Genomic DNA, 15191 nt, shown 5'->3' with positions numbered 1-15191 from the left:
TAGCTGAGGAACCCCATGGCGTACTCCTACTCAGAGAAAAAACGTATTCGTAAGGACTTTGGTAAAAGACCTCAGGTCTTAGAAGTGCCTTACTTGCTGTCAATGCAGCTTGATTCATTCAAAAAATTTATTGAAGTCGATCCAGAGGCTAATAATGGCCTTGAAGCGGCTTTCCGTTCGGTCTTTCCGATTGCCAGCTATTCCGGTAATGCGGAACTGCAGTACGTCAGTTACCACTTAGGTGAGCCGGCTTTCGATGTTGAAGAATGTCAAATCCGCGGCATCACTTACTCTGCACCGCTGCGCGTTAAACTTCGCTTAGTGTTGTTTGATAAAGAAGCGGCTGCTGGCACAGTTAAGGACATCAAAGAGCAAGAAGTCTACATGGGCGAGATCCCATTGATGACAGAAAACGGTACTTTTGTCATCAATGGTACCGAGCGTGTGATTGTCTCTCAGTTACACCGTTCGCCAGGCGTGTTCTTTGATCATGATAAAGGTAAATCACACTCGTCAGGTAAAGTCCTGTATAACGCGCGTGTTATTCCTTACCGTGGTTCTTGGCTCGATTTTGAATTCGATCCTAAAGACAACGTATTCGTACGTATTGACCGTCGTCGCAAGTTACCTGCGTCGATCATCTTGCGTGCATTAGAGTACACCACCGAAGAAATCCTTGAGATGTTCTTCGAGACGACGTATTTCGAAATTCTGAAAACCAAAGTTAAGATGCAGTTGGTGCCAGAACGTCTTCGTGGTGAGACTGCTAAGTTCGATATTAAAGACAGCAACGGCGAAATCGTTGTTGAGAAAGGTCGTCGTGTAACGGCTCGTCATATCCGTCAATTAGAAAAGTCGGAGATGAAAGAGCTAGAAGTGCCTGTTGAATACATGGTCGGCAAAGTGCTTGCCAAAGACTATGTCAGCAAGGAAACCGGCGAAGTTGTCGCAAATGCGAACGATGAATTAACACTTGAGCTTATCGCTAATTTAAGCGAAGCGGGCGTGAAGAAGATCGAGACACTATTCGTCAACGATCTCGATCATGGTCCTTACATGAGCGAAACATTACGCGTTGATTCAACCACCAATCGCCTCGAGGCATTGGTCGAAATCTATCGCATGATGCGTCCAGGTGAGCCGCCCACGCGAGAAGCTGCCGAAGCACTCTTCGATAACCTGTTCTTTAGCGAAGAACGTTACGACTTATCGACTGTTGGTCGAATGAAATTCAATCGTCGTTTAGGTCGCGAAGACTTATCAGGGAAAAACACCCTGACCAACGAAGATATTATTGACGTCATGAAAAAGCTCATCGAGATCCGTAACGGTCTTGACGAGGTTGACGATATCGATCACTTGGGTAACCGCCGTATCCGTTCAGTCGGTGAAATGGCAGAAAACCAATTCCGTGTTGGTTTGGTACGTGTTGAACGCGCGGTGAAAGAGCGTCTTTCATTAGGTGATCTTGACAATACAATGCCGCAAGATTTGATAAACGCAAAACCTATCAGTGCTGCGGTTAAAGAGTTCTTTGGCTCAAGCCAATTGTCACAGTTCATGGACCAGAACAACCCATTGTCAGAAGTAACGCACAAGCGTCGTATTTCTGCTTTAGGTCCAGGTGGTTTGACGCGTGAACGAGCGGGCTTCGAAGTACGTGACGTACATCCAACTCACTACGGTCGTCTATGCCCAATCGAAACGCCTGAAGGTCCAAACATCGGTTTGATTAACTCGTTGTCGACCTTCGCACGCACTAATGAATATGGCTTCCTAGAGACGCCTTATCGTCGGATTGAAAACGGTGTCGTGACCGATGAGGTTGAATACCTCTCTGCAATCGAAGAAGGTAACTACGTAATCGCTCAGGCTAACGTTGCGTTGAACGACCAAGGTGAGCTCGTTGACGATCTCGTACCGTGCCGTCATAAAAACGAATTCACCTTGATGAACCGTGAGCAAGTTCAGTTCATGGACGTTGCGCCACAGCAGATCGTATCGATTGCGGCAAGTATGATCCCGTTCTTAGAACACGATGATGCTAACCGTGCCTTGATGGGCTCGAACATGCAACGTCAAGCCGTACCAACGCTACGGGCTGATAAGCCGTTAGTAGGTACCGGCATTGAGCGTACGATTGCGGTTGATTCAGGCGTTACTATCGTCGCTAAACGCGGCGGTGTTGTAGATTACGTCGATGCTGCGCGTATCGTTGTTAAGGTAAATGAGGAAGAGATGGTACCGGGTGAAGCAGGTATCGACATTTACAACTTAACCAAATACAAGCGCTCGAACCAGAACACATGTATTAACCAAAAGCCAACGGTACGTCTTGGCGAACCGGTAATGCGTGGTGATGTGTTAGCAGACGGCCCATCGACTGACTTAGGTGAACTCGCTTTAGGTCAAAACCTTCGCGTGGCATTTATGCCATGGAATGGTTATAACTTTGAGGATTCGATTCTTCTTTCTGAGCGTGTTGCTCAAGAGGACCGTTTGACCACGATTCACATTCAAGAATTGAACTGTGTAGCGCGTGATACCAAGTTGGGTGCGGAAGAAATTACGAGTGATATCCCGAACGTTGGCGAGTCTGCGTTAGGTAAATTGGATGAAGCCGGTGTTGTTTACGTGGGTGCTGAAGTTAAAGGCGGCGACATCCTCGTAGGTAAAGTAACACCTAAAGGCGAAACCCAATTAACGCCAGAAGAAAAACTTTTGCGTGCAATCTTTGGTGAGAAAGCGTCTGATGTTAAAGATAGCTCTCTGCGCGTACCTAACGGTGTGAACGGCACGGTAATAGACGTTCAAGTATTCACCCGCGACGGTGTTGAAAAAGATAAACGTGCAGTCGCTATCGAAGAGATGCAATTGGCTAAGGTTAAGAAAGATTTAACCGAAGAGTTCAAGATCCTCGAAGATGGCATTTATGGCCGCGCACGTAGTCTGTTATTGAACAACGGTTTTGACGAAGCCAAGCTGGCAAGCATGGATCGTTCAAACTGGTTAACACAAGGTCTGGCAGACGAGAGTGCTCAGGAGCAACTTGAGCAGATCGCTGAGCAATATCAACAGACGCGTGAAGATTTCGATCAGAAGTTTGAGATGAAACGCCGCAAGATTACCCAAGGTGATGACTTAGCACCGGGTGTCCTTAAGATTGTTAAGGTCTACCTCGCTGTACGTCGTCGCATTCAACCGGGTGACAAATTAGCGGGTCGTCACGGTAACAAAGGTGTTATCTCGACTATCATCCCGAACGAAGATATGCCTCATGATGAAGAGGGTAATCCGGTCGATATCGTACTAAACCCGTTGGGTGTACCATCGCGGATGAACATTGGTCAGATCCTTGAGACCCATTTAGGTATGGCAGCTCGTGGTATCGGTACCAAGATCGACAAGATGTTAAAAGCGCAACGCGCAATGGCCGAGTTACGTGACTTTATCCAGCAGGTTTATGACTTGGGTGAAGGTCGCCAGAAAGTAGACTTAACTGAGTTCAGTGATGACGAAGTACTTCGTCTAGCAGGCAACTTGCGTGCAGGTCTACCGACAGCAACCCCGGCATTTGACGGTGCGATTGAAGAAGAAATTAAAGCGCTTCTTAAATTAGCGGACATCCCTGAATCAGGTCAGATACCGTTGATTGATGGTCGTACAGGCGAACGTTTTGAGCGTGATGTAACAGTCGGTTACATGTACATGCTGAAACTGAATCACTTGGTCGACGATAAGATGCACGCACGTTCAACCGGTTCTTATAGCTTGGTTACGCAACAGCCGCTGGGTGGTAAAGCTCAGTTCGGTGGTCAGCGCTTCGGTGAGATGGAAGTATGGGCCCTCGAAGCTTACGGCGCAGCTTACACCTTGCAAGAAATGTTGACCGTTAAGTCGGACGACGTAAATGGTCGTACGAAGATGTACAAGAACATCGTGGATAACAACTTGCAGATGGAAGCGGGTATGCCTGAATCCTTCAACGTATTGCTGAAGGAAATCCGTTCACTCGGTATTAATATCGAGTTGGAAGAAGGCTAATCGAGCTTTTTGTTATTGAATTTGGGGAGTGCTTGCACTCCCCGTGGTTGAACTCCGACAGGAGATAAATCGTGAAAGACTTGCTTAAGTTTTTAAAACCGGCTAACCAATCAGAAGAATTTGATGGAATTCGTATTGCGTTAGCGTCACCAGACATGATCCGTAGTTGGTCATATGGTGAAGTTAAAAAGCCGGAAACCATTAACTATCGTACGTTCAAACCTGAACGTGATGGTCTTTTCTGTGCGCGTATCTTTGGTCCAGTTAAGGATTACGAGTGTCTTTGCGGCAAGTATAAGCGCCTGAAGCACCGTGGTGTTATCTGCGAGAAGTGTGGCGTAGAAGTTACTTTGACCAAAGTTCGCCGTGAGCGTATGGGCCATATCGAATTGGCGAGCCCAGTGGCGCACATTTGGTTCTTGAAATCATTGCCCTCACGCATTGGCTTGATGCTTGATATGACATTGCGCGACATTGAGCGCGTGTTGTACTTCGAATCATATGTTGTGACTGAGCCTGGTTTGACGACGTTAGAGCGTTATCAAATCTTGACTGAAGAAGAGTACCTCGATGCACTCGAAGAGCACGGCGATGAGTTCGATGCGAAAATGGGTGCGGAAGGTATACTTGATTTGCTGCGCACTATCGATATCGATGGTGATATCCAGCAATTGCGTGAAGAGTTACCAGAGACAAACTCTGAAACTAAGCGTAAGAAGATCAGTAAACGTCTGAAGTTGCTTGAATCTTTCCAGATGTCAGGAAACAAACCTGAGTGGATGATCTTGCGCGTATTGCCGGTGTTGCCACCTGACTTGCGTCCATTGGTACCACTTGATGGCGGCCGCTTCGCAACATCAGACTTGAACGACCTATACCGTCGTGTCATTAACCGTAACAACCGTCTTAAGCGTCTACTTGACTTAGCCGCACCAGACATCATCGTTCGCAACGAAAAACGTATGTTGCAAGAAGCGGTTGATGCGTTGTTAGACAACGGTCGCCGTGGTCGTGCGATCACAGGTTCTAATAAACGTCCTCTGAAATCGCTTGCTGACATGATCAAAGGTAAGCAGGGTCGTTTCCGTCAGAACCTTCTGGGTAAACGTGTTGACTATTCAGGTCGTTCGGTTATCACCGTAGGTCCTAAACTACGTTTGCACCAGTGTGGTCTGCCTAAGAAGATGGCACTCGAATTATTTAAACCATTTATCTACGGCAAGCTTGAGCGTCGTGGTTTAGCGACCACCATCAAAGCGGCTAAGAAAATGGTTGAGCGTGAAACCGCAGAAGTTTGGGATATCTTGGATGAAGTGATCAAAGAGCACCCGGTGTTATTGAACCGTGCGCCAACACTTCACCGTTTGGGTATCCAAGCTTTTGAACCGGTCCTCATCGAAGGTAAAGCGATTCAGCTACACCCATTGGTGTGTGCGGCTTATAACGCTGACTTTGACGGCGACCAAATGGCGGTTCATTTGCCATTGACGCTTGAAGCGCAGCTCGAAGCGCGCGCGTTGATGATGTCAACCAATAACGTACTATCGCCTGCGAGCGGTGACCCGATCATCGTTCCATCACAAGACGTTGTCTTAGGTCTTTATTACATGACCAAAGAGAAAATCAACGGCAAAGGCGAAGGTATGGCATTCAAGAACCCTAAAGAGGTCGAGAAAGCCTATCGTAGCGGTGCAGTCGAATTGCACACGCGTATTAAAGTGCGTATCGCGGATACAATTATCCATGAAGATGGCACCCGTGAAAAACGCTTGATGTTGCGTGACACCACTGTAGGTCGTGCGATTTTGTCACTGATCATGCCAGAGGGCTTACCATTTGAGCTGATCGATCAGCCAATGGGTAAAAAGCCTATCGCGCGTATGCTTAATCAAGCGTATCGCGATATCGGTTTGAAAGAGACGGTCGTATTCGCTGACCAAGTGATGTATACCGGTTTCCATTACGCGATGATTTCTGGTGCGTCTGTCGGTATTAACGACATGGTGATTCCTGAAGCGAAGAAAGAAATCGTTGCCGCCGCGGAAGAAGAAGTCGCTGAGATTCAAGAGCAGTTCGAATCGGGTTTGGTAACCGCAGGCGAAAAATACAACAAAGTTATCGATATCTGGTCAACCGCTAACGAGAAAGTCTCGAAGGCGATGATGGAAAACCTGTCGAAAGAAGTCGTCAAGAACAAAGAGGGTGAGGACGAAGAACAAGCGTCGTTCAACTCGATCTTTATGATGGCGGACTCAGGCGCTCGTGGTAGCCCCGCACAGATTCGTCAGTTGGCCGGTATGCGTGGTCTGATGGCTAAGCCGGATGGCTCAATCATCGAAACACCAATCGTTGCGAACTTCCGTGAAGGTTTGAACGTACTTCAGTACTTCATCTCGACTCACGGTGCACGTAAAGGTTTGGCCGATACGGCATTGAAGACAGCGAACTCAGGTTATCTGACACGTCGTCTGGTCGACGTTTCACAAGACGTGGTTATCATGGAAGAAGACTGTGGTACACACGATGGCTTGTACATGAAACCGTTGATCGAAGGTGGTGATGTTGTAGAACCACTGCGCGAGCGTGTATTAGGTCGTGTTTTATGTGAAGACGTCATGCAACCAGGCAGCGATAAAGACGTGCTATTACCACGTAACACGCTGCTCGACGAAAAGAACTGTGACGTTCTCGAAGAGAACTCAATCGACGAAGTTAAAGTTCGCTCTGTTATTACGTGTGATACTGACTTCGGTGTCTGTGCACACTGTTATGGTCGTGACTTGGCGCGTGGCCACATGGTTAACCAAGGTGAGGCCGTCGGTGTAATCGCTGCGCAGTCAATCGGTGAACCTGGTACACAGTTGACGATGCGTACCTTCCACATCGGTGGTGCGGCATCACGTGCGACAGCAGAAAACAACATTCAGGTGAAGAATCCAGGTACCTTGAAGCTACACAACGCGAAATGGGTTGTTAACAGCGACAATCAACCGGTGATTACTTCACGTTCAACTGAATTAACGCTTATCGACGAGTTTGGTCGTGAGCGCGAGCGTTACAAAGTACCTTATGGTGCGGTGTTGAAGAAAGGCGAAGGCGACAGTGTAGACGGCGGCGAAACCGTTGCAAACTGGGACCCGCATACGCACCCAATCATCACTGAGGTAGAAGGTCGCTTGAAGTTCGTTGACCTGATTGATGGTGTTACTATGACCCGTCAAACCGACGAACTCACCGGTTTATCAAGTATCGTTGTACTGGAAACAGGTCAGCGTACGAGCGCCGGTAAAGACATGCGTCCAATGGTTAAATTGGTCGACGGCCAAGGCAATGATGTAAACATCGCGGGTACAGACATTCCTGCACAGTACTTCTTGCCAGGTAACGCGATCATTAACCTTGAAGATAACGCTGAAGTTAAAGTGGGTGATACGGTTGCTCGTATCCCGCAAGAAGGTTCGAAAACGCGCGACATCACGGGTGGTCTTCCACGCGTTGCCGACTTGTTCGAAGCACGTCGCCCGAAAGAGCCTGCAATTTTGGCAGAGAAAACAGGTACCGTATCCTTTGGTAAAGAAACCAAAGGTAAACGTCGCCTAATCATCACGCCAAATGACGGTACTGATCAGCACGAAGAGATGATTCCGAAATGGCGTCAGCTGAACGTGTTTGAAGGTGAACAGGTCCAAAAAGGTGAGGTAATCGCCGATGGTCCAGAAGCACCGCATGACATCTTGCGTCTACGTGGCGTTAGCGCAGTAGCTAACTACATCGTTAACGAAGTACAAGAAGTCTACCGTTTACAAGGTGTTAAGATTAACGATAAGCATATTGAAACTATCGTTCGTCAAATGCTACGTAAAGCGCTTATCTTGCGCGCCAACGATACCAACTTGCTTGAGGGCGAGATGGTAGAAATGGCAGAAGTGCTAGCAGCCAACGCGAAAGCAGAAGCTGAAGGCAAACAGCCAGCTACCTTCGAGCGTCAGTTGTTGGGTATTACGAAGGCATCATTGTCGACTGAATCATTTATTTCAGCGGCATCGTTCCAGGAAACAACACGCGTGCTTACTGAAGCCGCTGTTGCGGGACGCAAAGATACCTTACGTGGCTTGAAAGAAAACGTCATAGTAGGTCGCCTAATTCCTGCTGGTACTGGTTATTCGTACCACAAGGAGCGTATGGAGCGTCGTCAAGCAGAGCTTGAAGTCGAAGATACAGCACCTAAGATGACAGCTGAAGAAGCCGAACAGCAGTTGGCCGATGCGCTAAATGCAGGCGGTGACAGTGGGTCTACATCTGAGTAATTCACTCGATTAAACCCTCGCTCAGCGATTAAGCCGGTGCTCATTGAGTGCCGGCTTTCTTATATAGCCTTGACAGGTGAAAATATGACCATTAAAATTCCCGCTCCCGAATTTCGGGATCTGGTCCATTTATTGGTCAGAAACCAAGTGATTTTTCACTGGTGTAAGCGACATCAACAAAACTAGGAGTATTTAATGGCAACAGTTAACCAGCTGGTGCGTAAAGGCCGTCAAAAGCCCGTTGTGAAAAGCAACGTTCCGGCTCTTGAAGCGTGCCCTCAAAAACGCGGTGTTTGTACCCGTGTTTACACAACAACCCCAAAGAAGCCGAACTCGGCGATGCGTAAAGTGTGTCGTGTGCGTCTTACTAACGGTTACGAAGTATCTTCGTACATCGGTGGCGAAGGCCACAACTTGCAAGAGCACTCGGTTGTATTGATCCGTGGCGGTCGTGTAAAAGACTTGCCAGGTGTTCGTTATCACACCGTTCGTGGCGCACTTGACTGTTCAGGTGTAAACGATCGTAAACAAGGCCGTTCTAAATACGGCGCGAAGCGGCCTAAATCTTAACGGTTCTCCGTTAGTAAGGCCAAACTGTTTGTACGTTTTGGGGAATACCCTGAATTAATCGGAGAATATTGAGATGCCAAGAAGACGCGTCATAGGTCAACGTAAAATCCTTCCAGATCCTAAGTTCGGATCAGAGTTGTTGGCCAAATTTATCAATGTCGTCATGGTAGACGGCAAAAAAGCAGTCGCTGAAAAGATTATCTACGGTGCACTAGACATTCTTGCTGAGAAATCTGGTAAAGACCACTTAGACATCTTCGAGAATGCGCTTGATAACGTTCGCCCAACCGTCGAGGTTAAATCTCGTCGCGTAGGTGGTTCAACCTATCAGGTTCCGGTCGAAGTACGTCCTGTGCGTCGTAATGCACTGGCAATGCGCTGGTTAGTTGATGCAGCGCGCACCCGTGGTGAAAAATCAATGTCGCAGCGTTTGGCAGCAGAAATGCTAGACGCATCTGAAAACAAAGGGTCTGCTGTGAAGAAACGTGAAGACGTTCACCGCATGGCTGAAGCAAACAAAGCGTTTGCTCACTATCGCTGGTAATTTCACAGTTAACCGACTAAGGAGTTTATTGTGGCTCGTAAAACTTCCATTGAGCGCTATCGTAATATTGGTATCTGCGCTCACGTAGACGCTGGTAAAACAACCACCACTGAACGTGTGTTGTTCTACACTGGCCTGTCTCACAAGATTGGTGAGGTGCACGATGGTGCAGCTACCATGGACTGGATGGAACAGGAGCAGGAACGTGGTATCACCATCACCTCTGCCGCAACGACATGTTTCTGGCAAGGTATGGACAAACAGTTCCCTGAGCATCGTATCAATATCATCGATACTCCCGGACACGTTGACTTTACCATTGAGGTAGAGCGTTCATTACGTGTTCTTGACGGTGCAGTCGTCGTATTGTGTGCTTCATCAGGTGTTCAGCCTCAGACTGAAACTGTATGGCGTCAGGCGAACAAATACGAAGTACCACGTATGGTATTCGTGAACAAGATGGACCGTGCAGGTGCGGACTTCTTGTCAGTTGTTCATCAAATGAAAACCCGCTTGAATGCAGAAGCAGTACCAATGCAACTGCCTGTAGGCGCAGAAGACAACTTCCGCGGCGTGGTTGATTTGATCAAAATGAAGTTCATCAACTGGAACGATGAAGACATGGGTACTTCATTCACATATGAAGATATCCCTGCTGACATGGTTGACGAGTGTGAAGAACATCACAACAACTTGGTTGAAGCTGCGGCTGAAGCTAACGAAGAGTTGATGAACAAATACCTTGAAGAAGGTGAATTGACTGAAGCAGAAATCAAACAAGGTCTTCGCGCACGCACGTTGGCGAACGAGATCTGCTTGGTTGCTGCTGGTTCAGCGTTCAAAAACAAAGGTGTTCAAGCAGTGCTTGACGCGGTCATCGAGTATCTTCCGTCACCGACAGAAGTTAAGCCTATTACAGGTATCCTTGATGACGAGTCTGAAGGTGTTCGTAAGTCTTCTGACGACGAGCCGTTCTCAGCACTTGCGTTTAAAATCGCGACTGACCCGTTCGTGGGTACACTGACGTTCGTTCGCGTATACTCCGGTGTACTTAATCAGGGTGACGGTGTTGTTAACCCAGTTAAGAACAAGAAAGAGCGCGTTGGACGTATGGTTCAGATGCACTCAAACAGCCGTGAAGAGATCAAAGAAGTGCGCGCGGGCGACATCGCGGCCTTGATTGGTCTTAAAGACGTGACAACCGGTGACACGCTGTGTGATCCAAGCAACAAGATTATTCTTGAGCGTATGGAATTCCCAGAACCGGTTATTTCTGTTGCAGTAGAACCGAAAACTAAAGCCGACCAAGAGAAAATGGGTATTGCCCTTGGTAAGTTGGCCGCAGAAGATCCATCATTCCGCGTTAAAACGGATGAAGAGTCAGGTCAAACTATCATCTCTGGTATGGGTGAGCTTCACCTTGATATCATCGTTGACCGTATGAAGCGTGAATTCAAAGTTGAATGTAACGTTGGTCAGCCTCAGGTTGCATACCGTGAAGCAATCCGTAACGCGGTTGAAGTTGAAGGCAAATTCGTTCGTCAATCAGGTGGTCGTGGTCAATTCGGTCACGTATGGCTGAAGCTTGAGCCAATGGCGATTGAAGAAGATGAAAACGGTGATGACATCACTTACCAATTCGTAAACGAAATCGTTGGTGGTGTGGTACCTAAGGAATACATTCCTGCGGTAGACCGTGGTATCAAAGAGCAGATGGAACAAGGTGTTCTTGCTGGCTACCCAGTATTGGGTGTTAAGGCAACCTTGTACGACGGTTCTTACCACGATGTTGACTCATCAGAGATGGCGTTTAAAATCGCCGGTAGCATGGCTTTCAAAAAGGGTGCATTGCAAGCGCAACCTGTATTGCTTGAGCCTATGATGAAAGTTGAAGTTATCACTCCAGAAGAGTCAATGGGTGATGTTGTCGGTGACCTTAACCGCCGTCGTGGTCTTATCGAAGGTATGGAAGAGGCACCAGGTGGCTTGAAAGCAGTTAATGCTCAAGTTCCATTGTCAGAAATGTTCGGTTACGCGACTGACTTGCGTTCACAAACTCAAGGTCGTGCATCGTACTCAATGGAATTCTTGAAGTATGCTGAAGCACCTAACAACATCGCTGAAAAAGTGATGGCTGAGCGTAACGCTAAATAAGTAAGGTCTGGTCCGGTTTTTTGCGAGACCGGGCTTTTAACTTAAGTTTGAGGAACTATCATGTCTAAAGAAAAATTTGAACGTTCGAAGCCGCACGTAAACGTCGGCACCATCGGTCACGTTGACCACGGTAAAACTACTTTGACTGCTGCTATTACTACTGTATTAGCAAAAGTCTATGGTGGCGCGGCGAAAGACTTCGCAGCCATCGATAACGCGCCAGAAGAGAAAGAGCGTGGTATCACCATCTCAACTTCACACGTTGAGTATGACACGCCAACTCGTCACTACGCGCACGTAGACTGTCCTGGACACGCTGACTACGTTAAAAACATGATCACTGGTGCCGCTCAGATGGACGGCGCGATCTTGGTAGTAGCAGCTACAGACGGCCCAATGCCACAAACACGTGAGCACATCTTGTTGTCACGTCAGGTAGGCGTACCTTACATCGTTGTATTCATGAACAAATGTGACATGGTAGACGATGAAGAGTTGTTGGAATTGGTAGAAATGGAAGTTCGTGAACTGTTATCAGAATACGAATTCCCAGGCGACGACTTGCCAGTCATCCAAGGTTCAGCACTTAAAGCGCTGGAAGGCGACGAAGAGTGGGCGAAGAAAATCGTTGAATTGGCTGACGCACTAGACAGCTACATCCCAGAGCCAGAGCGTGATATCGACAAGCCGTTCATCATGCCAATCGAAGACGTATTCTCGATTTCTGGTCGTGGTACGGTAGTAACAGGTCGTGTAGAGCGCGGTATCGTTAAGACAGGTGACGAGTGTGAAATCGTTGGTATGAAAGATACCATGAAGACCACAGTTACAGGTGTAGAGATGTTCCGTAAGTTGCTAGACGAAGGTCGTGCAGGCGAGAACATCGGTGCGTTGTTACGTGGTACTAAGCGTGACGAAGTAGAGCGTGGTCAAGTATTGGCGAAGCCAGGTACAATCACTCCGCACACCAAGTTCGAAGCCGAAGTATACGTACTGAGCAAAGACGAAGGTGGCCGTCACACGCCATTCTTCAAAGGCTATCGTCCACAGTTCTACTTCCGTACAACAGACGTAACGGGCGCAGTAGAATTGCCAGAAGGCGTAGAAATGGTCATGCCAGGCGACAACTTGAAGTTCGTTGTAGAGCTAATCGCTCCAATCGCAATGGACGAAGGCTTGCGTTTCGCAATCCGTGAAGGTGGTCGTACTGTAGGTGCAGGCGTTGTATCTAAGATCATCGACTAATGTAACTTGCGCCTAAGGCGTAAGCGACAGAGAGTTCAAAACCCGGCTTCGGCCGGGTTTTTTTATGGTGAATTATTTTGCACTGCCGTAAGCCTTGCTTCCGTGATTTGGCCTCGATTATTGACTTTTATCAGGTTTAACCTCAATATATCTGTCCAGTTTCAACGTAAATAAGTGCAGTGAAAAGAAGTTTTTTTCTACTCATAACCTGCTTTCTCGCAAGCGTTTCATTCGTAAAGGATGTAAGCGCGCAAACGCCTGTGTATGTTGCAGCGTACGATTATCCTCCCTATTTTTCTACTGGACTTGAAACTGACGTAACCCGCGAACTCATTCAGATTTTGAACGACTATCAAGATACCTACGACTTTCAACTTCAGGTGATTCCACCGAATGCTCGATATCAAGCATTATCAAAGGATGGGTGTTGCGATGTCATCTTTTTTGAGTCAGAGGAGTGGGGTTGGAAAGGCAAAGCGGTAGATGCAACGATTCCTATTATTCGCGGGCGCGAACGGTTTATCGCAAAGCGAATACCGGGTCGGACGCAGGCATTTTTTAGCTCTTTAGACGATAAAACCGTTGGTGCAGTTAAAGGTTATCATTATAACTTTGATGGTAACGAGCGAACCGCGGATGAACTAGGTAGTAGTTATCGCGCCTACCTTTCTCATTCGGCATTGACCAATCTACGCATGCTCATGGGTGGACGCATTGATATCATGCCGATTAATGATGAACTGCTATCAGCCCTACAAAATGCCGGTGATCAATACGAGAAGGATTTGCTTGTCTCTGATCAGATCTTTGATGATTACATGTTGAGCATGATCGTAGGTCATAATAAACGCCTGACTCAAGAAACAATGCAGCAACTTGTTCGTGAATTAGCGCGTCAGGGGCATATCGACAAATTGTTACAGCGATTTAATTTGACGCGCTTTCAAGTTTATCGTCTTGGCTTAAGACGCTAATAAACACTTAAGCCAAGCCTATTGGCTAATTCTCTCACCATGAACATGCCGCGTGCGCTGTTGCCAAATTCATTCAGTTTTGGGCTCCATGCTGAAATCACCCCAAAATCAGGCACTATCGCGACAATACCGCCACCGACACCACTTTTCGCAGGCACGCCAACGGTAAAAGCAAACTCACCACTTTGGTCATACATACCGCTCGTTGATAGCAGCGCATTGATGCGTTGAGCATCTCGCTTAGTAATGATTTCGCGCTGAGAGAATGGACATACACCGGCATTTGCGAGGAATGTAAACGAGCGCGCGAGGTTTTCACAGCTCATGCTAATCGCGCATTGCCAGAAATAATGATCAAGGACTTCATCTACATCGGACTCAATGTTGTCGAAGCTCTTCATTAAGTGAGCGGAAGCCGCGTTCCTATGACCATGTTCTTTTTCCGATGCATGTACTGATTCATCAGCATATATTCGGTCATTACCACACAGGCTTCGTACAAGGCTCATTACAGCGTTTTTACTGGTCGAGTAGTGGCTAACTAGCACATCGCTAATTAAAATCGCTCCTGCGTTGATCATGGGATTTCGGGGAATACCCTTTTCCCATTCTAACTGCACAATGGAATTAAACGCCTGTCCTGAAGGCTCCATTTTGACTCGTTGCCACAAATCGTCACCCAAGCGATCCATCGCCATCATTAAGCCAAATATTTTGGAGATGGACTGGATCGAAAACAACGTGTCCGTGTCACCGACGTTGAACACCTCTCCATCCAATGTCGTCAGAGTCAGCGCACATTGCTCCGGCTCGACAGCAGCAAGCGCAGGAATGTAGTCGGCGACGTTGCCCGACTGGATCTGCATCGCTTGCTGATGGATTTCCTTCAATAACCGGTTGAGATCATCGGGGGCTTTTATTTGCTGGCCACCACTTACCAAATCACGCGTCAATGGGATGCTCCGGATGTTGTAGCTCGACTAGGCGTTGCCTTAGCTCGTCACTTAAGGTAACCGAACGTTGTTGCTCAAAATCGAAATAAACGAGTACGGTTTTGCCCTTCGCGCAGAGCTCACCTTTTTGCCAGATTTCGGTACCAATATCAAAGGAACTGCCGCCAAGACGTTGAACAAAAGTCTTCACAGTCACATTCGAGCCAAAGAAAATGGGTCGTGCGAAATCAACTTCAAGACGAGCAACGATCAAACTTTTTGTTTTTGGCGACATTTCACCAAAGAACTCAAATATAGGTAACCGGCCGGTCTCAATCCACATAGGCACAACGGTGTTGTTTACATGACCTAAGGCATCGGTTTCATAAAAACGAACTTTAAACTGCTCTTCTAACATCCT

At 47.5% G+C, this 15191-nt stretch carries 9 protein-coding genes; 7 read left to right on the top strand and 2 right to left on the bottom strand.

Going from position 1 to position 15191, the window contains the following annotated elements; all coding sequences use genetic code 11:
- Positions 1–15 precede the first annotated feature (15 nt).
- From rpoB to AC3AP5_RS10505, 7 genes are all read left to right on the top strand, one after another.
- Positions 16–4044 (top strand): DNA-directed RNA polymerase subunit beta, encoded by a 4029-nt coding sequence (gene rpoB / locus AC3AP5_RS10535; RefSeq protein ID WP_348671533.1) that lies wholly within the window; start codon positions 16–18, stop codon positions 4042–4044.
- 71 nt (positions 4045–4115) lie between these two features.
- On the top strand, positions 4116–8351 hold the full coding sequence (rpoC, locus tag AC3AP5_RS10530; RefSeq protein WP_286682730.1) for a DNA-directed RNA polymerase subunit beta': 4236 nt from the start codon (positions 4116–4118) through the stop codon (positions 8349–8351).
- A gap of 195 nt (positions 8352–8546) precedes the next feature.
- On the top strand, positions 8547–8921 hold the full coding sequence (gene rpsL / locus AC3AP5_RS10525; RefSeq protein WP_006956845.1) for a 30S ribosomal protein S12: 375 nt from the start codon (positions 8547–8549) through the stop codon (positions 8919–8921).
- Between the two features lie 73 nt (positions 8922–8994).
- Complete coding sequence (gene rpsG / locus AC3AP5_RS10520) at positions 8995–9465, top strand: 30S ribosomal protein S7 (RefSeq protein WP_006956844.1); 471 nt, start codon at positions 8995–8997, stop codon at positions 9463–9465.
- A gap of 30 nt (positions 9466–9495) precedes the next feature.
- The gene (gene fusA, locus AC3AP5_RS10515; RefSeq protein ID WP_006956843.1) at positions 9496–11619 is read left to right on the top strand and encodes an elongation factor G; all 2124 of its coding nucleotides are present in this window, start codon (positions 9496–9498) and stop codon (positions 11617–11619) included.
- A 60-nt stretch (positions 11620–11679) separates the two neighbouring features.
- The gene (gene tuf / locus AC3AP5_RS10510; RefSeq protein ID WP_006956842.1) at positions 11680–12864 is read left to right on the top strand and encodes an elongation factor Tu; all 1185 of its coding nucleotides are present in this window, start codon (positions 11680–11682) and stop codon (positions 12862–12864) included.
- A 260-nt stretch (positions 12865–13124) separates the two neighbouring features.
- Positions 13125–13838: a substrate-binding periplasmic protein gene (locus AC3AP5_RS10505; RefSeq protein WP_487326680.1), complete on the top strand. Its 714-nt coding sequence runs from the start codon at positions 13125–13127 to the stop codon at positions 13836–13838.
- Here the strand turns inward: AC3AP5_RS10505 and AC3AP5_RS10500 are convergent.
- Positions 13835–14791, bottom strand: coding sequence for a glutaminase (locus AC3AP5_RS10500; RefSeq protein ID WP_006956840.1), 957 nt, complete (start codon positions 14789–14791; stop codon positions 13835–13837). The two genes, AC3AP5_RS10505 and AC3AP5_RS10500, sit on opposite strands and share 4 nt — an antisense overlap.
- Positions 14781–15188, bottom strand: coding sequence for an acyl-CoA thioesterase (locus AC3AP5_RS10495; RefSeq protein WP_286682742.1), 408 nt, complete (start codon positions 15186–15188; stop codon positions 14781–14783). The genes AC3AP5_RS10500 and AC3AP5_RS10495 overlap by 11 nt, the downstream gene beginning before the upstream one ends.
- Positions 15189–15191 lie beyond the last annotated feature (3 nt).

It is taken from the genome of Idiomarina sp. D18 (assembly GCF_057748155.1).
This window is presented reverse-complemented; position numbering and strand designations above follow the sequence as displayed.